This window comes from Rathayibacter rubneri (assembly GCF_023743255.1).
In the GTDB taxonomy this organism is placed as follows: Bacteria; Actinomycetota; Actinomycetes; order Actinomycetales; family Microbacteriaceae; genus Rathayibacter; species Rathayibacter rubneri.
Window position 1 is genome coordinate 1 of the sequence record NZ_JAMRYM010000071.1, and the last position, 19,489, is coordinate 19,489.

Here is a 19,489-nt window from a genome sequence, read left to right on the forward strand (position 1 = left end):
CTGTTCGCCGGGGGCGGCTCCTGTCGTTCCCGGGGAGGCGCGCCGTCCGGTCCGCCCCCGGCGAACAGCGCCCCCTCCCGCTCCGCCCCCGGCGAACACGGCGGAGTCGGCGGGGGAGCGTCCGATAGATTCGCCTCCGAAGCGACAACTGAAACGGAGCAATACATGGCCGACATGGTTATGCCCAACAGTGTTTTCGACCGCCTGCTCAAGGACCGGATCATCTGGCTCGGTTCCGAGGTGCGCGACGAGAACGCGAACGAGATCGCCGCGAAGCTCCTGCTCCTCGCGGCCGAGGACGCAGAGAAGGACATCTTCCTGTACATCAACTCGCCCGGCGGCTCGATCACCGCGGGCATGGCGATCTACGACACGATGCAGTTCGTCCCGAACGACATCGTGACCGTGGGCATCGGGATGGCGGCCTCCATGGGCCAGCTCCTCCTGACCGCCGGCACCCAGGGCAAGCGGTACATCACGCCGAACGCCCGCGTCCTCCTGCACCAGCCGCACGGCGGGTTCGGCGGAACCGCGTCCGACATCCAGACCCAGGCGCAGCTGATCCTCGACATGAAGAAGCGACTCGCCGAGATCACCGCCAAGGCGACCGGCAAGACGGTCGAGCAGGTCAACGAGGACGGCGACCGCGACCGCTGGTTCAGCGCCGAGGAGGCCCTGGCCTACGGCTTCGTCGACCACATCCGCGCCTCCGCGACGGACGTCGCCGGCGGCGGCGGAACCGCCACCGAGTGAGCCTTCCAGACGCGCCGAGAGATCAGGAACAGACAATGAACGCACCCACCTTCGGCGGAACGGCCTTCGGCTCCGGAGCCGCGCCGTCCTCGCGCTACATCCTCCCCACCTTCGAGGAGCGCACCGCCTACGGCTACAAGCGCCAGGACCCGTACGCGAAGCTCTTCGAGGACCGCATCATCTTCCTCGGGGTCCAGGTCGACGACGCGTCGGCCGACGACATCATGGCCCAGCTGCTCGTCCTCGAGAGCCAGGACCCGGACCGCGACATCGTCATGTACATCAACTCGCCCGGTGGCTCGTTCACCGCGATGACGGCGATCTACGACACGATGCAGTACATCCGGCCGCACATCCAGACGGTGGTGCTCGGCCAGGCGGCCTCCGCCGCCGCCGTGCTGACAGCCGCGGGCACGCCGGGCAAGCGCCTCGCGCTCCCCAACGCCCGCATCCTCATCCACCAGCCCGCCGTGCAGCAGGGCGGCGGTCAGGCCTCGGACATCGAGATCCAGGCGGCCGAGATCATGCGGATGCGCGAGTGGCTCGAGGAGACGCTGTCGAAGCACTCCAACCGCTCGATCGAGCAGGTCAAGAAGGACATCGACCGCGACAAGATCCTCGGCGCGGACGACGCGCTCGAGTACGGGCTGATCGACCAGATCCTGACCAGCCGCAAGAGCCTCCCGGCTCTCACGGCCTGATCGACCCGGAGGGGCCGGAGCGGAGCGATCCGCGTCCGGCCCTTCCGCGCATCCGGCTCCTCTCAGGCGCGGAGGCACGCGCGCCCGCGCATCCGGCTCCTCTCAGGCGCGGAGGCACGCGCGCCCGCGCAGTCGATCGGCACGAGCGGGTCGGCGATCGCGAATCCCGGCCCGCCTGCCGGCCCCTCGCGGCTCAACGGCTAGGCTCGGGAGGGAGATCACCGGTCCCCGCACGGCCGCTCGTGATCTCGACCGGCGCCCGAGGGCGCCAGGCGGACCCTGTGGTCCGCTCGAACAGGCACCACCAGGCACGACACGACCGACGCACGACAAGGAAGTGGGGCATCCCCGTGGCACGTATTGGCGAAAGCGCCGACCTGCTCAAGTGCTCGTTCTGCGGCAAGAGCCAGAAGCAGGTCCAGCAGCTGATCGCCGGGCCAGGCGTCTACATCTGCGACGAGTGCGTGGAGCTCTGCAACGAGATCATCGAGGAGCGCCTCTCCGAATCGAGCGAGGAGACGAGCCACGAGTTCGACCTCCCGAAGCCGAAGGAGATCTTCGGCTTCCTCGAGGAGTACGTCATCGGGCAGGAGCAGGCCAAGCGCGCCCTCGCGGTCGCGGTCTACAACCACTACAAGCGCGTGCGCGTGCGCAACACGATCACGTCGGCCGACGCGATCCACGACGAGATCGAGATCGCGAAGAGCAACATCCTGCTCATCGGGCCGACCGGCTGCGGCAAGACCTACCTCGCCCAGACACTGGCCAAGCGCTTGAACGTCCCGTTCGCCGTCGCCGATGCGACGGCGCTCACCGAGGCGGGCTACGTCGGCGAGGACGTCGAGAACATCCTGCTCAAGCTGATCCAGGCCGCGGACTACGACGTCAAGCGCGCCGAGACCGGCATCATCTACATCGACGAGGTCGACAAGATCGCGCGCAAGGCCGAGAACCCGTCGATCACGCGCGACGTGTCCGGCGAGGGCGTGCAGCAGGCGCTGCTCAAGATCCTCGAGGGCACAGTGGCCTCGGTGCCGCCGCAGGGCGGCCGGAAGCACCCGCACCAGGAGTTCATCCAGATCGACACGACGAACGTGCTCTTCATCGTCGCGGGAGCGTTCGCCGGGCTCGAGGACATCATCTCGTCGCGCGCGGGCAAGCGCGGCATCGGCTTCGGCGCCCCGCTGCACAGCAAGGGCGACGAGATCAACATCTTCAGCGAGGTCCTCCCCGAGGATCTGCACAAGTTCGGGCTCATCCCCGAGTTCATCGGGCGCCTCCCCGTCGTGACCACGGTCACGCAGCTCGACCAGGACGCGCTGATGCAGATCCTGACGGAGCCGCGCAACGCTCTCGTCAAGCAGTACCAGCGCATGTTCGAGCTGGACGGCGTCGAGCTCGAGTTCGACCGCGGTGCCCTCGAGGCCATCGCCGACCTCGCCGTGCTGCGGCAGACCGGCGCCCGCGGTCTCCGGGCGATCCTCGAGGAGGTGCTCGGCCCGATCATGTTCGAGGTGCCCTCGTCCGACGAGGTCGCCCGTGTCGTGGTCACCCGAGCCGCCGTCCTCGACAACGCCGCTCCGACGATCGTGCCGCACGCCCCCCGTCGCCAGGAGAAGAGCGCCTGACACCGACCTCCGCCCCCGTCGCGCCAGTTCAGCAGGATTGGCACGCCGGGGGCGTCGTCGTCCCCGCCCGCGTTCCCTAACCTGGCGGAGCGCGTCGTGGACGTGCCGCCAGGCTCGCCCCGGCGTCCGCGATCGGAGGAACCGTCATCGTCCAGCCTCTGCTCGCCGGGATCGTCGCCGCCCTGACCGGCTTCTCCAGCTCGTTCGCGATCGTCCTCGCCGGTGTCGTCGCCGTCGGTGCGACCGATCGACAGGCGGCGTCAGGACTCCTCGCCGTGTGCGTGCTGCAGGGGCTGCTCTGCATCCTCCTCAGTCTCCGCTACCGGGTTCCCCTGACGTTCGCGTGGAGCACGCCGGGAGCCGCTCTGCTGGCGGCCACCGCCGCGGCGCCCGGCGGCTTCGACCGCGCGGTGGGCGCGTTCCTCGTCGCGTCGCTCCTGCTCGTGATCACCGGCCTGTGGCCGGCGCTGGGGCGCCTCGTCTCGCGCATCCCGCGTCCCCTGGCCAACGGGATGCTCGCCGGCATCCTGTTCCCGCTCGTCCTCGCGCCCGTGCGCGCGGCGGTCGAGATCCCCGCGCTCGCCCTCCCGGTGATCCTCGTCTGGCTCCTGCTCGTCCGGCTGCTCCCGCGCTGGGCGGTGCCCGCCGCGATCGGACTGGCGATCGTGCTGCTGCTCGCCACCGACGGGGCGGCCCTGGCGAGCGCGCCGCTGCTGCCGACTCCGGAGTTCGTCGCCCCGGTGCTCGAGATCGGCGCCGTCGTGGGCATCGGGCTGCCGCTCTACGTGGTCACCATGGCGGGCCAGAACATCCCCGGCATCGCCGTGCTCTCGAGCTTCGGCTTCCCGTCGCACTCGCGACCGGCCATCGTCTCCTCGGGTGCGCTCTCGGGCGTCGCCGCCCTCTTCGGCGGCGTGCCGATCAACCTCGCGGCGCTGAGCGCGGCGCTGACCGCGGGCCCCGAGGCGTCGCCTCGGCCCGAGCGGCGCTGGATCGCCTCGGTGTCGGCCGGTGCGTCCTACCTGGTCCTCGGCCTCGTGGCGGGCGCGGCCACCGCGCTCGTCTCCTCCGCGAGCCCGCTTCTGATCGAGGCTGTCGCGGGCCTGGCCCTGCTCGGAGTCTTCGTCTCTGCCGTCCAGGCGGTCGTGGAGGAGAGCCGGCTGAGGCTCCCCGCTGCCGCCACGCTGCTCGTGACGGCCTCCGGTACGAGTGTCGCGGGCATCGGCTCCGCCTTCTGGGGCCTGGTCGTCGGTCTCGTCGTGCTCGCGTGGCTGGTGCCGCCGCGAGCGGCTCCTCCCGCTGACGCCGTGGCGGGGTCTCAGCCGCGGGGGAGCAGTCCCCGGCGGCGCAGCAGCGGCTCGGTCCGCGCGTCCCGCCCGCGGAAGTCGCGGTAGGCGTCGAGCGGGTCGCGCGACCCGCCGATCGCGAGGATCCCCTGCCGGAAGCGCTCTCCAGCCGCTCGGTCGAGGCCGCCGTTCTCGTCGAACCACTCGACGGTGTCGGCGTCGAGGATCTCGCTCCAGATGTAGGAGTAGTAGCCGGCGGAGTACCCGCCCGAGAAGACGTGCGCGAAGTAGGTGCTGCCGTACCGGGGTGGGATCGCGGGGATCAGGAGGCCCGCCCGGCCGAGGGCGTCCTGCTCGAAGGAGAGCACGTCCGAGCGCTCCGCCCCGTCCTCCCGCTCGTGCCAGGCGAGGTCGAGCAGCGCCGCTGCGAGGTACTCGGTCGTGGCGAAGCCCTCGCCCCAGAGCGACGACGCCTCGAGCCGCTCGACGACCTCGGGAGCGAGCGGCTCGCCGGTCCCGACGTGACGGGCGTACTCGGACAGGAGCTCGGGCCGGAGGACCCACATCTCGTTGACCTGGCTCGGGAACTCGACGAAGTCGCGGTAGACGCTCGTTCCGCCGAACCGCGGGTAGCGGACCGCGGCGAGGAGGCCGTGCAGCGCGTGACCGAACTCGTGGAAGAGCGTCCCGACCTCGTCGAGGCTCAGCAGGGCGGGCTCGCCCTCCCCGGGTGCCGAGATGTTCAGGTTGTTGACGACGACGGCGGAGTCGCCGAGCAGGCTCGTGCGGGTGGAGAGCGAGTTCATCCAGGCGCCCCCGCGCTTGGAGTCGCGCGTGAAGGGGTCGAAGAGGAAGAGCCCGAGCGGCTGCCCGTCCTCCTCGAGGACCTCGAAGACGCGGACGTGTCGGCTGTAGCCGATCAGGTCGGCCCGCTCCTGGAAGCGCAGGCCGTAGAGACCCGACGCCGCGGCGAAGACGCCCGAGTGCAGCACTCGCTCGAGCTCGAAGAAGGGGCGCAGCGCGCTCGCGTCGACGGCGTAGGAGGCCGAGCGCACCCGCTCCTCGTAGTAGGCGCGGTCCCACGCCTCGAGGGCGAAACGGGGGGCACCCGCCGCGTCCTGCTCCTCGTCCGCGAGCGCCTGCATGCGCGCGAGCTCCCGACGGGCGTTCTGCGCCGCCGGTTCGGCGAGCTCCTCGAGGAGCGCACGGACGCGGGCGGGCGATCCGGCCGTCTGCCCCGACACGACGAACTCCGCGTGCGAGGAGAAGCCCAGCAGCCGGGCGCGCTCGGCGCGCAGAGCGACGATGTCCTGCAGGACCTCGCGGTTGTCGTGCTCGCCGCCCTCGCTCGCACGGCCGACGGAGGCGCGGAGGATGCGCTCGCGCACGCCGCGGTCGCGCAGGCGGGCGAGCCACGGGTGGCCCGAGTAGAGCGGGAGCGTCACGAGAACGCCGCTCGAGCCCCGGTCCGCCGCGGCACGGGCGGCCGCCGAGATATCGGAGGAGTCGAGGCCGTCGAGCGCGGACGCGCCGTCGAGCAGAACCGCGCGCGCGTTCGACTCGGCCAGCAGATTCTTCTCGAACAGGGTCGTCAGCGTCGACAGGCGCTCGTTGAGCTCGCCCAGACGCTCCTTGCCGACGTCGTCCAGCAGCGCTCCGGCGCGCTCGAAGCCCGACAGCACGCGCTCGAGCAGGTACGCCGTCTCGTCGTCGAGGGCGAGCTCGCCGCGCCGCTCGCCCAACTGGCGCAGGCGCTCGTACAGGCGGGGATCGAGGGGGATCGCATCGCTGTGGGCCGAGAGCAGCGGAGCGAGCTCCTGCTCGAGGGCGTCGGTCAGCGGTGTCCGGTCGGAGGCGCACACGGTGGAGAACACCGCGTTCACCCGGCGCAGCGCCCGCCCGGAGCGCTCGAGCGCCACGAGGGTGTTCTGGACGCTCGGGGTGTCCTCGGAGGACGCGATCGCCTCGATCTCGGCGCGGTGCCGACGCAGCGCCTCCTCGAACGCGGGGCGGTACGCCTCCGGATCGACTGCGGCGAAATCGGGCAGCCCGTGGGGGAGCGTGCTCGGCTCGAGGAGGACGGCGACGGGATCGGAGGCGCTCACCCTGCGAGCCTAGGTGCCCGGGGGCCCGGTCAGCCCCAGTCGTCGTCCTCGCCCTCGACGCGTCCCTGCGGCTGCGTGATGTAGGCGGCGTCCTCGTCGGGACGGTAGGTGACAGTGGTCCCGTCGTCGAGCTCGAGGACCGGCTTCCCCTCGAGCCAGGTCAGCTGCCAGCGCCAGTCGGAGGTGTCCGTGCCCGCCGAGACGAGCTCCTGCTCGACGTCGCGCAAAGCGGTGACGACGATCTCCGGAAGGTTCTGCGGCGGTTCGCCGCCGAGGGCCCAGCGTGTTCCGAGCTGCATCCTGTGCGTCCTCTCGTCGGTGGTCGAGGGGGCGGGCGCCGGGGTTCCGGCGCCCGCCCGCGAGCTGCTACGCCTCGGTCTCGAGCTCGATGTCCACGGCCAGTGTGCCACCCTCGGCGAACTCGAGCGCGGCGATCCGGCCGACCGCGGCGATGTCGCCGGAGGCCAGGCGGAGGGCCGACACAAGCTCCGCCGGAGCCGTCACGACGGCGGAGCGGGCCGGGGTCTTCTGCGAGGCCTTCGCATCGGTCTTGGCGCGGCGGATCGCCGTGAGGACCGTGCTGGCGGCCGTGAGGACCGCGGGGTCGCCGCCGAGACCGGTCTGCTCGGGCCACGGCTGCACGTGGATCGAGCCGTCGTGCGACCACGACCAGGTCTCCTCCGTCGCGAAGGGGATGAACGGAGCGAACAGGCGCTGCAGAGCATCGAGGGCGAGGTGCAGCGCGGCCGCGGCCGAGGCGCCGTCCTCGCCGTAGGCGCGCTCCTTCACGAGCTCGAGGTAGTCGTCGCAGAACGTCCAGAAGAACGCCTCCGTCGTCTCGAGGGCCCGGGCGTGGTCGTAGTTCTCCAGCGCGGTCGTCGCCTCCGCCACCACGGCGTCGAGGGTCGCGAGCATGCTCAGGTCGAGCGGGTCCGTCACTTCCGCACCCGGGGTCTGCGCGAAGCCGTGGATGAACTTGGCCGCGTTCAGCACCTTGATCGCGAGGCGCCGGCCGATCTTGATCTGCGTGGGGTTCTGCGGATCGAACGCGGCGTCGGTGCCCAGGCGCGACGAGGCCGCCCAGTAGCGAACGGCGTCCGAGCCGTGCTGCTCGAGCATCCCGGCCGGCGTGACGACGTTGCCCTTGGACTTCGACATCTTCTTGCGGTCGGGGTCGACGATGAAGCCCGAGATCGTCGCGTTGCCCCACGGCGCTCGCGAGTCCTCGAGCTGCGAGCGCAGCAGGGTCGAGAAGAGCCAGGTGCGGATGATGTCCTGTCCCTGGGGTCGCAGGTCGTAGGGCGCGACCAGCTGCCAGAGCTCGTCGTCCCGCTCCCAGCCGCCGGCGAGCTGCGGGGTGAGCGAGGACGTCGCCCAGGTGTCCATCACGTCGAGCTCGCCCTGGAACCCGCCCGGCACGCCGCGCTGGTCCTCGGAGTAGCCGGGTGCGGGGTCCGAGGACGGGTCGACGGGCAGCGCCGACTCCTCCGGCACCAGCGGCCGGTCGAAGACGGGGTTGCCGTCGCCGTCGAGCGGGTACCAGACGGGGATCGGCACGCCGAAGAAGCGCTGACGCGAGACCAGCCAGTCGCCCGACAGCCCGTTCACCCAGTTCTCGTAGCGCACCCGCATGAACTCCGGCACGAAGCGGACGTCGCGCCCGAGCTCCAGGAGGCGCTCCTTCAGGGCGGCGTCCCGGGCTCCGTTGACGAGGTACCACTGCCGGGTCGACACGATCTCGAGCGGCTTGTCGCCCTTCTCGAAGAACTTCACGGGGTGCGTGATGGGGCGCGGCTCGCCGGTCATCTCGCCCGACTCCGTGAGGAGCGCGACGACGGCCTGCTTGGCCGAGAACACCGTCTTGCCCGCGAGCTGCGCGTACGCCTCGCGACCGGCGTCGCTGGTGATCGCATCGGGCGCCTCCGACACGATGCGGCCGTCGAAGCCGATGATCGCGCGGTTGGGCAGGTCGAGCTCGCGCCACCAGACGACGTCCGTGACGTCGCCGAAGGTGCAGATCATGGCGATGCCCGAGCCCTTGTCCTTCTGCGCGAGGTGGTGCGCGAGGACCGGCACCTCGACGTCGAAGAGCGGGGTGCGGACGGTCGTCCCGAAGAGCGGCTGGTACCGCTCGTCGTCGGGGTGCGCGACGAGCGCGACGCAGGCCGGGAGGAGCTCGGGCCGGGTCGTCTCGATGAAGACGTCCTCGCCGCCGTCGCGGTGGAACCCGATCCGGTGGTACGCGCCGGGCTGCTCCTTGTCCTCCAGCTCGGCCTGCGCGACCGCGGTGCGGAACGTGATGTCCCACAGGGTCGGGGCCTGGGCCTGGTACGCCTCGCCGCGCGCCAGGTTCCGGAGGAACGCGCGCTGCGAGGCCGCCTGCGACTCCTCGCCGATCGTGCGGTAGCTCTGCGACCAGTCGACCGAGAGGCCGAGGGTGCGCCAGAGGTCCTCGAACTGCTTCTCGTCCTCGACGGTCAGGCGCTCGCAGAGCTCGATGAAGTTGCGGCGCGAGATCGGCTTCTGATCGGCCGCCTTGCTGCTCTTGTTGTCGCCTCCCTCGAACGGAGGCGTGAAGCCGGCCTCGTAGGGGAGGGTGGGGTCGCAGCGGACCCCGTAGTAGTTCTGCACGCGGCGCTCGGTGGGCAGGCCGTTGTCGTCCCAGCCCATCGGGTAGAAGACCTTGCGGCCGCGCATGCGCTGGAAGCGCGCGACGACGTCGGTGTGCGTGTACGAGAAGACGTGCCCGATGTGCAGCGAGCCGGACGCGGTCGGCGGCGGGGTGTCGATCGAGTAGACGTCGGCGCGGGCCAGACCGGTGCGGTCGAACCGGTAGGTCCCGTCGGTCTGCCAGACGAGTCCCCACTTGCTCTCGAGGCCCTCGAGGGCGGGCTTCGCGGGGAGGCGGTCGGCGAAGGTCATGATTCTCCGGTTCGATATGGGCGGCACCGTGTCGGTGGTGATGATGCCTGGATGGCGGCGCTGGAGCGGATCGCTCACCGGCCGCGCCGATCCTACCTCGGCGTCGCGGTGCGGGAGCCGGGCGGGTCAGTCGACGACGGGGGCGAAGCCCGCGCGGATCGGGGCGAGCGCCTCGTCGAGGTACGGCACCAGCTCGCCCCGGGTCGGACCCGCCGCGGCCCAGGCCTGCACGGCGGCCACCGCCGCTCCGACGCTCGCGTACGCGATCGCCCGGGTCAGGTGCGTGGGCAGCGGTCGCGAGGCCCGCTGCTCGACGAACGCCGCGACGATCGCGGCCTGCCGGGCGAGGCGGGACAGCGCGGAGGCCTGGAGCTCGTGCACGCTGCCGATGAGAGCGCTCTGGGTGAGCGCCCACGGCACGGAGGAGGGGCCGAAGCCGGCGCCGACCGCCAGCAGCGCGTCGCGCAGGCCGTCCATCGCGGGCCGCTCGGGGTCGGTCGCGGCGAGCGCGGCGGGGAGCTCGGCCAGGCGGTCGTCGACGAGCACCCAGAACACGTCGCTCTTGGACTCGAAGTAGTTGAAGAAGGTGTTCCGCGAGACCCCCGCCCGCTGGGCGATGTGCTCGACGGTCGTGCCGGCGTAGCTCTGCTCGAGGAAGAGGTCCAGCGCGGCGTCCTCGAGCATCGAGCGCGATGAGGCCCGGGGGCGTCCTCTGCCCGTCGCACCCGCCATCACCGCTCCCGCCCCGCATCCGCCTGACGCGCTACGATATCCCTCAACGACTTCGACCCGGCCATCACCGGCGAGTCTCCGGAAGAACGGCGTCGGCTCAGGCCTTCGCCCAGTAGAACCGGACGGGTACGGCCCGTGACAGCCGATCGAGTGGGAACGTCTCCGAGGCTCGCGCCGAGGAGCGGTCCAAGCGAGGTGGTACCGCGACCCCGGCCCGGGCTGACAGATCCGGGCGGGCCGTCCTCGTGCAGCCCAGCATCACTGCCAGGAGATCGCACGTGACCTATCCCTTGACCCCGCCCACCCCTCGCGACGCCGCCGCGTCCGGCTCCGCCTTCGGCCGTGGGGTGGCCGCTTCGCCGCGCTTCCCCGAGATCGAGGAGAAGGTGCTCGCCTACTGGAAGGCCGACGACACCTTCCAGGAGTCGATCCGCTCCCGCGAGGGCGCCCCCGAGTGGGTGTTCTACGACGGCCCTCCGTTCGCCAACGGGCTGCCGCACTACGGCCACCTGCTGACCGGGTACGCGAAGGACCTCTTCCCCCGTTTCCAGACCATGCGCGGCAAGCAGGTCCACCGCCGCTTCGGCTGGGACACCCACGGCCTGCCCGCCGAGCTCGAGGCGGAGCGCCAGCTCGGCATCACCGACAAGTCCCAGATCGAGGAGATGGGCATCGCCGCGTTCAACGCCGCGGCGAAGGAGTCGGTGCTGCGCTACACGGGGGAGTGGCAGGACTACGTCACCCGCCAGGCGCGCTGGGTCGATTTCGAGAACGACTACAAGACGCTCGACCCCTCCTTCATGGAGTCGGTCATCTGGGCGTTCAAGCAGCTCTACGACAAGGGTCTCGCCTACGAGGGCTACCGCGTCCTCCCCTACTGCTGGCGCGATCAGACCCCGCTCTCGAACCACGAGCTGCGGATGGACGACGACGTCTACAAGATGCGCCAGGACCAGACCGTGACGGTCACCTTCCCGCTGGTCGGCGAGACGGCGGAGGCGCTGAACCTCACCGCCGTGCGCGCCCTCGCCTGGACGACCACCCCGTGGACCCTGCCCACCAACGCCGCGCTGGCCGTCGGCCCGGACATCGAGTACGCCGTGCTGGCGGCCGGCCCGAACGGCGCCGCCGACGGCAAGGGCGAGCCGGAGGAGCGCGAGCTCTCGGCCGAGTACCTGCTGGCGATCGACCAGGTGGGCGCGTACGCGAAGGACCTCGGCTACGACGACGCCGAGTCCGCCCGTGCCGCCGTCTCGCGCACGCTGCGCGGGCGCGAGCTCGAGGGCATCAGCTACGACCGGTTGTGGGACCACTACGCCGACACCGAGGCCTGGGGCACGCAGAACGCGTGGCGCATCCTCGTCGCCGACTACGTCACCACGACCGAGGGCACGGGCATCGTGCACCAGGCGCCCGCGTACGGCGAGGACGACCAGAAGGTCTGCGAGGCGGCGGGCATCCCGGTCATCATCTCCGTGGATGACGGAGGCCGCTTCCTCCCGCAGATCGCGGAGGTCGCCGGCCTGCAGGTCTTCGAGGCGAACAAACCGCTCACCCAGCTGCTCAAGGCGCAGCACCGCCTGTTGCGCCAGGCGAGCTACGAGCACTCGTACCCGCACTGCTGGCGCTGCCGGAACCCGCTGATCTACAAGGCCGTCTCCAGCTGGTTCGTGCGGGTGACCGCGTTCCGCGACCGCATGGAGGAGCTCAACCAGGACATCACCTGGGTCCCGGAGAACGTCAAGGACGGCCAGTTCGGCAAGTGGCTCTCGGGCGCGCGCGACTGGTCGATCAGCCGCAACCGCTACTTCGGCTCGCCGATCCCGGTGTGGAAGAGCGACGACCCCGAGTACCCGCGCATGGACGTCTACGGCTCGCTCGACGAGCTCGAGCGCGACTTCGGCGTGCGCCCGCAGGATCTGCACCGGCCCTACATCGACGAGCTGACGCGCCCCAATCCCGACGACCCGACCGGGCGCTCGACGATGCGCCGCATCACCGACGTCCTCGACGTCTGGTTCGACTCGGGCTCGATGCCCTTCGCGCAGGTCCACTACCCGTTCGAGAACGCCGACTGGTTCGACTCGCACAACCCGGCCGACTTCATCGTCGAGTACATCGGGCAGACGCGCGGCTGGTTCTACACGCTGCACGTGCTCTCGACGGCGCTCTTCGACCGTCCCGCTTTCCGCAACGTCGTCAGCCACGGCATCGTGCTCGGCAACGACGGCCAGAAGATGTCGAAGTCGCTGCGCAACTACCCCGACGTCGCCGAGGTCTTCGACCGCGACGGCTCGGACGCCATGAGGTGGTTCCTCATGTCGAGTCCGGTTCTGCGCGGCGGCAATCTCGTCGTGACCGAGGAGGGCATCCGCGAGGGCGTCCGACAGGTCCTGCTGCCGCTCTGGAGCACCTGGTACTTCTTCTCGCTGTACGCCAACGCCTCGGGCGACGAGGGCTACTCGGCGCCCCGCCGCACCGACTCCGAGGACGTCCTCGACCGGTACCTGCTCGCCAAGACGCACGACCTGATCGAGACGGTCACCACTCACCTGGAGGCGCTGGACTCGACCCTCGCGGCCGCCGCGCTGCGCGACTTCGCCGACGTGCTGACCAACTGGTACGTCCGCCGGTCCCGCGACCGGTTCTGGCAGGGCGTCGACGCCGAGGGCGGGGGAGCGGAGGCGTTCGACACGCTCTTCACCGTCCTCGAGACCGTGACCCGGGTCGCCGCCCCGCTGCTCCCGCTGGTCTCCGAGGAGATCTGGCAGGGCCTGACGGGCGGCCGCAGCGTCCACCTCACCGACTGGCCCAGCGCCGACGAGTTCCCCGTCGACGAGTCCCTCGTCCACGCGATGGACGCCGTCCGCGGGATCTCCTCCACGGCGCTCTCGCTCCGCAAGCAGGCCGGGCTCCGCGTGCGCCTGCCGCTCGCGCGACTGACCGTCGTCGTCGCCGACGCCGCCGAGCTGGCGCCCTTCGAGGCGATCCTGCGCGACGAGCTGAACGTGAAGGAGGTGGCGCTCGTGCCTCTGGTCGACTCGAGCGCCGCCGACTACGGAGTCACCTCCCGGCTGTCGGTGAACGCCCGGGCCGCCGGTCCCCGCCTGGGCCGCGGCGTCCAGACCGTCATCAAGGCCGCCAAGGCCGGCGACTGGAGCGAGATCGACGGCGTCGTCACCGCGGGCGGCGTCGAGCTCGTCGAGGGCGAGTACGAGCTGACCCTCGAGGTCGCAGGATCCGGAGCGGACGACCGCGCCATCGCCCTGCTGCCCCGCGGCGGCTTCGTCCTGCTCGACACGGCGACCACGCCGGAGCTCGAGGCCGAGGGCCTGGCCCGCGACCTCATCCGCGCAGTGCAGGACGCCCGCAAGTCGGCCGGGCTCGACGTCAGCGACCGCATCGTGCTCGACGTCATGCTCGACGAGGTCAGCCTCGCCGCTCTCGCGCCGCACGGCACCTGGATCGCCGAGGAGACGCTCGCGACCGGGTCCGCCTTCACCCCGTTGACGGTCGCGCTCGAGGGCGGAGAGGGCGCGGTCGCGTTCGGACCGGCCGGCACCGCCATCATCCGTGTCGAGAAGGTCGAGGCCGCCGATGTCTGATCCGTTCGAGAACGACTCCGATCGCGCCGCCGCCGAGGCGGTCTACAGCACTCTGCTCGAGCGGCTCGGCGAGGCGAACGTGCGTCCGCGGCTCGCGCCGACGCGGCGGGCCGTCGAGATCCTCGGCGACCCCCAGCGCGCGTATCCGGTGATCCAGATCGCCGGCACCAACGGCAAGACCTCCACCAGCCGGATGATCGAGAGCCTGCTGCGCGCGCACGGACTGCGGGTGGGGCTCTTCACCAGTCCGCACCTCGAGCGCTTCAACGAGCGCATCGTCATCGACGGGGAGCCGATCTCGGACGAGAGCCTCGTCGCGAACTGGCAGGACGTCGAGCCCTACATCCGCATGACCGATGCCGAGCTGGCCGAGCAGGACGAGCCCCCGCTCTCGTTCTTCGAGGCCGTCACGGTGCTCGCCTACGCGGCGTTCGCCGACGCCCCGGTCGATGTCGCGGTCGTCGAGGTCGGGATGGGGGGCGAGTGGGACTCGACCAACGTCGCCGACGCGCAGGTGGCCGTGTTCACCCCCATCGCACTCGACCACACGGACCGTCTCGGCTCGAGCATCGAGGAGATCGCCCGGACCAAGTCGGGCATCGTGAAGCCTCTCGCGTCCGTCGTCTCGGCGCGCCAGACGCCGGAGGCCGAGGCGGTGCTGCGGCACGCCGCCGAGGCCACCGAGTCCTCGATCGCCTTCGAGGGCGCCGAGTTCGACGTCGTCTCGACCACGGTCGCGGTCGGCGGGCAGCTCGTCTCGGTGCGCGGACTCGCCACGACCTACGACCAGCTCCTGCTGCCGTTCTTCGGCGACCACCAGGCCGAGAACGCGGCCGTCGCGATCGCCGCCGTCGAGACGTTCATCGGTGGGGGCTCGCAGGAGCTCACCGGCGACGTCCTCGACGAGGGGCTCGCCGCGGCGACCTCGCCCGGACGTCTCCAGATCGTGGGGGCGTCGCCCCGGACCGTCGTCGACGCGGCGCACAACCCGCACGGCGCCGCATCGCTCGCCGCCGCACTCGGCCGCTACTTCGACTTCGACCGGGTCACCGCGGTGCTCGGCGTCCTGGCCGAGAAGGACGCCGAGGGCATCCTGCAGGCTCTGCGCCCGGTCGTCGACGAGCTCATCGTCACGCGGGCTCCGAGCGACAGGGCGCTGGCGGCCGACGACCTCGCCGCCGTCGCGCGCACCGTCTTCCCGGCGGAGTCGGTGCGCGTGGCGGAGGACCCGGACGCGGCGCTCACCGCAGGTCGGCTCCTCGCCGCCCGCACCGAGAAGGGCGCCCTCGTCATCACGGGCTCGCTCACCCTCGTCGGCCGGGCGCTGACGGTCGCCCGCGACGAGAACTGGCAGGGCTCGTGAGGGCCGGTCGACCGCGCCGCAGCAGGACGGTCCGCGAGAGCCTCGCCTCGATCGTCCTCGGCTTCGAGATCGTCATCGTGTTCCTCGCGACACTGGTCGCCTTCGGGCTGAAGGTCGCCGATCCCGTCGTGATCCTGGTCGGCGGCGGAGTCCTCTGCCTGGCGATGCTCGCCACGCTCCGGCTGCTCGACCGGACCCTCGGCATCAGGATCGGCTGGGTGCTCCAGTTCGTTATCGTTGCCTCGGGCCTGCTCGTCCCGATCATGTTCGTCATCGGCGCGGCCTTCGTGGCGCTCTGGACCTACTGCATCGTGACAGGCACCCGCCTCGACGCCCAGGCGCGCCCCCCGGCGGCCGGGCCCACCGACCCCACCGAAGGAGACCGCTGAATCATGGCCATCCAGGAGACCCTCGTCCTCGTCAAGCCCGACGGAGTCGCGCGCAACCTCACCGGCGAGATCCTCCGCCGCATCGAGGCGAAGGGCTACTCGCTCGTCGACATCAAGCTCGTGGAGGCCGACCGCGACCTGCTCGGCGCGCACTACGCGGAGCACGAGGGCAAGCCGTTCTACGAGCCGCTCGTGGAGTTCATGGAGAGCGGGCCGATCGTCGCGATCCGCATCGCCGGTGACCGCGTCATCGAGGGCTTCCGCTCCCTCGCCGGCACGACCGACCCGACCACGGCCGCCCCGGGCACCATCCGCGGCGACCTCGGCCGCGACTGGGGCCTCAAGGTCCAGCAGAACCTGGTGCACGGCTCGGACAGTGTGGAATCCGCGGAGCGCGAGCTCGCGCTCTGGTTCGGCTGAGCTCATCGCTCCGCGATAGCCCGCGGAGCCGCGGTCGGCTCGCAGAGGCGGTGCCGATCCGCGGAGCGTCGCGCCTTCGGCGACGGGAAAGCGCTCGGACGCGCTTTCCCGGATACGCCTCGCGCTGCTCGGCGATCCGGTGACGGGCACCTCGGATCCGTCCGGGGTGCCTTCCGTCGATCCAGGGACTGGAGCCCGCGCAGCGGGCGGATAGAGATCCCCGTTCTTCGGCAGTCGTGGGTTTCGATACGCCACTCCGCGGCCACTCGACCAGCAGGAGCCGGACGACCACCGCTCCGCCCCTTGCTGGTCGAGTAGCCCGCGCAGCGGGCGTATCGAGATCCACAGGGTCCACGAGGACGGCCGCCCGCACCGGCGCGCGCCGGCTCAGAGGTAGGAGAGGACGTCCAGACGGAGCTGGGCGATGACGGCGATCGCGAGGTAGCAGAGGATCGTGATGAACGGGATCCAGCCGTAGGCCGCCCCGGCGAAGCGGCGCACCGGCGCCGGCACCGGGAAGACGCCCTCGCGGAGGTTGCGGAGGGTCACGAGCCAGAAGCCCGGGATCACCACCGACCAGGTGAGCATGCACCACGGGCACAGCGTGCCGAGCAGGAAGACGCTCTGCGAGATCAGCCAGATCACGAAGCCGAGCGCGAGGACGAAGCCCAGGTTGAACACCGCCCAGAACCAGCGGTCGAAGCGCGCGCCCGCGAGAAGGCCCGCACCGACCACGATCGGCGCGATCCAGGCGGCGACACCGATGAGCGGATTCGGGAAGCCGAAGACGGCGCCCTGCGGCGAGTCGAGATTGGCGCTGCACTGCACCAGGATGCTGAAGTCGCACCCTAGCTCGGTCGACGGATCGGTCAGCGCGGCGAACTTGTCGAGTGTCAGTGCGAACGCCGCGACCCAGCCCACGATCCCCAGCACGATGAGCAGTGCGGCGAACAGGATCGGGCGTCGAGTGGTGGGGGCGTCGGACACCGGGGGATTATCGCACGGGCCGAATCGGCGCCTCTGGGAATGCGTGCGATAATCGGAGCCGTCGGTCCGGAAGATCCCGCGCCGGCACCAGAAGGTTTACCGGGCGAACACCGGGCCACAGGAGATCGACCGCGTTCCGCGAATGGACGCGACGGGTCCCCCGCTCCACCACGACGCGACCGACGGTCGCAGCGAGACGGAGCACGTGTCGGATAGTCAGTTCCGAGAGTGAAGCTGCACCCAGAGTCCTGCGCCACGTGAGCGACCGGACCGGGGGAGCGGAAGGATTCGCGACGGGCCCCAGGCGGCCTCTCGCACGAGGAGAGATCCGGGTAGGAAGGCGCGGCGGACGACCCGGCCGAGGAGTGCACCAGCAATGGTGGAAGACAAGAGTTCGAGCGGATCCGATCCGGACCGCGACGAGCCCCGCAGCGGGGCCAAGAAGATCAGCCGCCTCTTCGGTGGCCGCCGGGCGACCCGGCGGACCGAGTCGAGCGCGCCAGCGACAGGGGGAACGATCATCGATACCGACGAGACCGACACGACCGGCCAGGAGACGCCCGACGAGGCGAGCAGCGAGGCGCAGGGACCGGCGTTCTTCAACGCCCTCCCCGTCACGCCCGCCGTGCAGGAGGAGTCGCGCCCGGCGCGTCCCGCGCTGCCGAGCACGTCGCTCCTGTTCCAGGCTCCCGACCTGCCCGACTACGTCGAGCTGGCGCCTCTGCCTCCGCGCGGAGCGCCGCTCGGAGTGCGGGAGGAGCGCGAGGCGCCGGCCGAGGAGCAGGGCTCCGTCCGGCGGCGCTCGCGCCGTCGCAGCGGCGAGAGCGACCGCGGAGGGTCCGACGACCCCGAGAACACCGTCGTCCGGGTCCGCCAGCCCCGCGAGCAGCGGGAGCAGCGCGAGCCAGAGCTCATCACCGAGCCCCAGCGCATCAAGGGCTCCACCCGTCTCGAGGCCAAGAAGCAGCGCCGGCGCGACGGTCGCGACGCCGGCCGGCGCCGCACCGTCGTCACCGAGTCCGAGTTCCTCGCCCGCCGCGAGGCCGTCGATCGCGTGATGGTCGTCCGCTCGAAGCAGGACAGCATCCGCATCGGCGTGCTCGAGGACGGCGTGCTCGCGGAGCACTACGTCGCCCGCTCGCAGGAGGCGTCCCTCATCGGCAACGTCTACCTCGGCCGCGTGCAGAACGTGCTCCCGAGCATGGAGGCCGCGTTCGTCGACATCGGACGCGGACGCAACGCCGTGCTGTACTCCGGCGAGGTCGACTGGGACGCCGCGGCGAACCCCGGCGGCCCCCGCCGCATCGAGCTCGCGCTCAAGCCCGGCGACCGCGTGCTCGTGCAGGTCACCAAGGACCCCGTCGGCCACAAGGGCGCCCGCCTCACCAGCCAGATCTCGCTTCCGGGCCGCTACCTGGTGTACGTGCCCAACGGATCCATGAACGGCATCTCGCGCAAGCTCCCCGACACGGAGCGCGCCCGCCTGAAGAAGATCCTCAAGGAGGTCCTCCCCGAGAACGTCGGCGTCATCGTGCGCACGGCGGCCGAGGGCGCCACGGAGGAGCAGCTCACCGTCGACGTCGAGCGCCTCACCGCCCAGTGGACCGCTCTCAGCGAGAAGGCCGCGACGGGCCAGGCCCCGGCGCTCCTGCACAGCGAGCCCGACCTGCTGATCAAGATCGTCCGCGACGTCTTCAACGAGGACTTCGAGAAGATGGTCATCGCCGGGGACGACGCCCGCGAGACCATCGAGCTCTACCTCAGCCAGGTCGCGCCCGACCTCCTCGAGCGCGTCGAGGTCTACTCCGGCGAGCAGGACGCCTTCGACGAGTTCCGCATCACGGAGCAGATCGAGAAGGCGCTCGAGCGCAAGGTGTGGCTGCCCAGTGGTGGCTCGCTGGTCATCGACCGCACCGAGGCCATGACGGTCGTCGACGTCAACACCGGCAAGTTCGTCGGCTCGGGCGGCAACCTCGAGGAGACGGTCACCAAGAACAACCTCGAGGCCGCCGAGGAGATCGTGCGCCAGCTGCGGCTGCGCGACATCGGCGGAATCATCGTCGTCGACTTCATCGACATGGTCCTCGAGTCCAACCGCGACCTCGTGCTGCGCCGCCTGGTCGAGTGCCTCAGCCGCGACCGCACCAAGCACCAGGTGGCCGAGGTCACCTCGCTCGGCCTCGTGCAGATGACCCGCAAGAAGCTCGGCCTCGGTCTGCTCGAGACCTTCAGCGAGAACTGCGAGGTCTGCGCCGGTCGCGGAGTGATCGTGCAGCACGATCCGGTCGTGAAGCACCGCTCCACGGCCGCACCGCAGCAGGAGCGCCGCCGCGGCGGGCGCTCGGGCGAGAGCGCGCCCGGCAGCGCGCCCCGTCAGAACGGCTCCTCGGGGTCGAACGGCCAGAACGGCCAGGGCGCCGCAGCGAAGCCCGTCAGCACCCACGCCATCACGGACGACGCCAAGAACGCCCTCGCGCAGATCGCGGCGAGCACCATCCACCCGGCGAACGTGCGCCAGGCGGCGGAGGAGGCCGCGGCGCTCGTCGACGAGGCCTCGGCCGAGTCGGCGCTCGGCGACGCCGCCGAGGCGACGGAGAC

14 protein-coding genes are annotated in these 19,489 nt (G+C 71.1%); 9 read left to right on the plus strand and 5 right to left on the minus strand.

What is annotated here, in order from left to right; translation table 11 throughout:
* The first annotated feature begins 165 nt into the window (after positions 1-165).
* From NB037_RS14210 to NB037_RS14225, 4 genes are all read left to right on the plus strand, one after another.
* Positions 166-753, plus strand: coding sequence for an ATP-dependent Clp protease proteolytic subunit (locus NB037_RS14210; protein ID WP_207406431.1), 588 nt, complete (start codon positions 166-168; stop codon positions 751-753).
* 35 nt (positions 754-788) lie between these two features.
* A complete protein-coding gene (locus NB037_RS14215) occupies positions 789-1,454 on the plus strand; it encodes an ATP-dependent Clp protease proteolytic subunit (protein ID WP_055792392.1) in 666 nt (221 codons plus the stop codon).
* A 350-nt stretch (positions 1,455-1,804) separates the two neighbouring features.
* Complete coding sequence (gene clpX, locus NB037_RS14220) at positions 1,805-3,082, plus strand: ATP-dependent Clp protease ATP-binding subunit ClpX (RefSeq protein ID WP_207406430.1); 1,278 nt, start codon at positions 1,805-1,807, stop codon at positions 3,080-3,082.
* Positions 3,083-3,240: 158 nt separating this feature from the next.
* Positions 3,241-4,476: a benzoate/H(+) symporter BenE family transporter gene (locus NB037_RS14225; RefSeq protein ID WP_251946778.1), complete on the plus strand. Its 1,236-nt coding sequence runs from the start codon at positions 3,241-3,243 to the stop codon at positions 4,474-4,476.
* Here NB037_RS14225 and NB037_RS14230 read toward each other — a convergent pair.
* From NB037_RS14230 to NB037_RS14245, 4 genes are all read right to left on the minus strand, one after another.
* Positions 4,401-6,473 carry a M3 family metallopeptidase gene (locus tag NB037_RS14230; RefSeq protein WP_251946761.1) on the minus strand — a complete coding sequence of 691 codons (2,073 nt, stop codon included), beginning with the start codon at positions 6,471-6,473 and terminating at the stop codon, positions 4,401-4,403. The genes NB037_RS14225 and NB037_RS14230 overlap by 76 nt on opposite strands.
* 29 nt (positions 6,474-6,502) lie before the next feature.
* Complete coding sequence (locus NB037_RS14235; RefSeq protein WP_251946763.1) at positions 6,503-6,772, minus strand: hypothetical protein; 270 nt, start codon at positions 6,770-6,772, stop codon at positions 6,503-6,505.
* A 67-nt stretch (positions 6,773-6,839) separates the two neighbouring features.
* Positions 6,840-9,395, minus strand: coding sequence for a valine--tRNA ligase (gene valS, locus NB037_RS14240; protein ID WP_251946765.1), 2,556 nt, complete (start codon positions 9,393-9,395; stop codon positions 6,840-6,842).
* 126 nt (positions 9,396-9,521) lie between these two features.
* Positions 9,522-10,079 carry a TetR/AcrR family transcriptional regulator gene (locus NB037_RS14245; RefSeq protein ID WP_251946767.1) on the minus strand — a complete coding sequence of 186 codons (558 nt, stop codon included), beginning with the start codon at positions 10,077-10,079 and terminating at the stop codon, positions 9,522-9,524.
* A 326-nt stretch (positions 10,080-10,405) separates the two neighbouring features.
* Here NB037_RS14245 and ileS point away from each other — a divergent pair, with 326 nt between their 5' ends.
* From ileS to ndk, 4 genes are read left to right on the plus strand one after another with little or no spacing between them, the layout of a single operon-like run.
* Entirely contained in the window at positions 10,406-13,732 is a 3,327-nt protein-coding gene (gene ileS / locus NB037_RS14250; protein WP_372490760.1) for an isoleucine--tRNA ligase, read from the plus strand.
* Positions 13,725-15,095, plus strand: coding sequence for a bifunctional folylpolyglutamate synthase/dihydrofolate synthase (locus NB037_RS14255; RefSeq protein WP_251946769.1), 1,371 nt, complete (start codon positions 13,725-13,727; stop codon positions 15,093-15,095). Before ileS ends, NB037_RS14255 begins: the two co-directional genes overlap by 8 nt.
* Positions 15,092-15,484: a DUF4233 domain-containing protein gene (locus NB037_RS14260; RefSeq protein WP_251946771.1), complete on the plus strand. Its 393-nt coding sequence runs from the start codon at positions 15,092-15,094 to the stop codon at positions 15,482-15,484. Before NB037_RS14255 ends, NB037_RS14260 begins: the two co-directional genes overlap by 4 nt.
* Before the next feature lie 3 nt (positions 15,485-15,487).
* Positions 15,488-15,904 carry a nucleoside-diphosphate kinase gene (gene ndk, locus NB037_RS14265; RefSeq protein ID WP_251946773.1) on the plus strand — a complete coding sequence of 139 codons (417 nt, stop codon included), beginning with the start codon at positions 15,488-15,490 and terminating at the stop codon, positions 15,902-15,904.
* Positions 15,905-16,291: 387 nt separating this feature from the next.
* On the opposite strand, the gene NB037_RS14270 is transcribed toward ndk, so the two are convergent.
* A complete protein-coding gene (locus tag NB037_RS14270) occupies positions 16,292-16,891 on the minus strand; it encodes a vitamin K epoxide reductase family protein (RefSeq protein WP_251946774.1) in 600 nt (199 codons plus the stop codon).
* A 376-nt stretch (positions 16,892-17,267) separates the two neighbouring features.
* Here NB037_RS14270 and NB037_RS14275 point away from each other — a divergent pair.
* Positions 17,268-19,489: Rne/Rng family ribonuclease (locus NB037_RS14275; protein ID WP_251946776.1), on the plus strand; the 2,222-nt coding region annotated here is incomplete at its 3' end.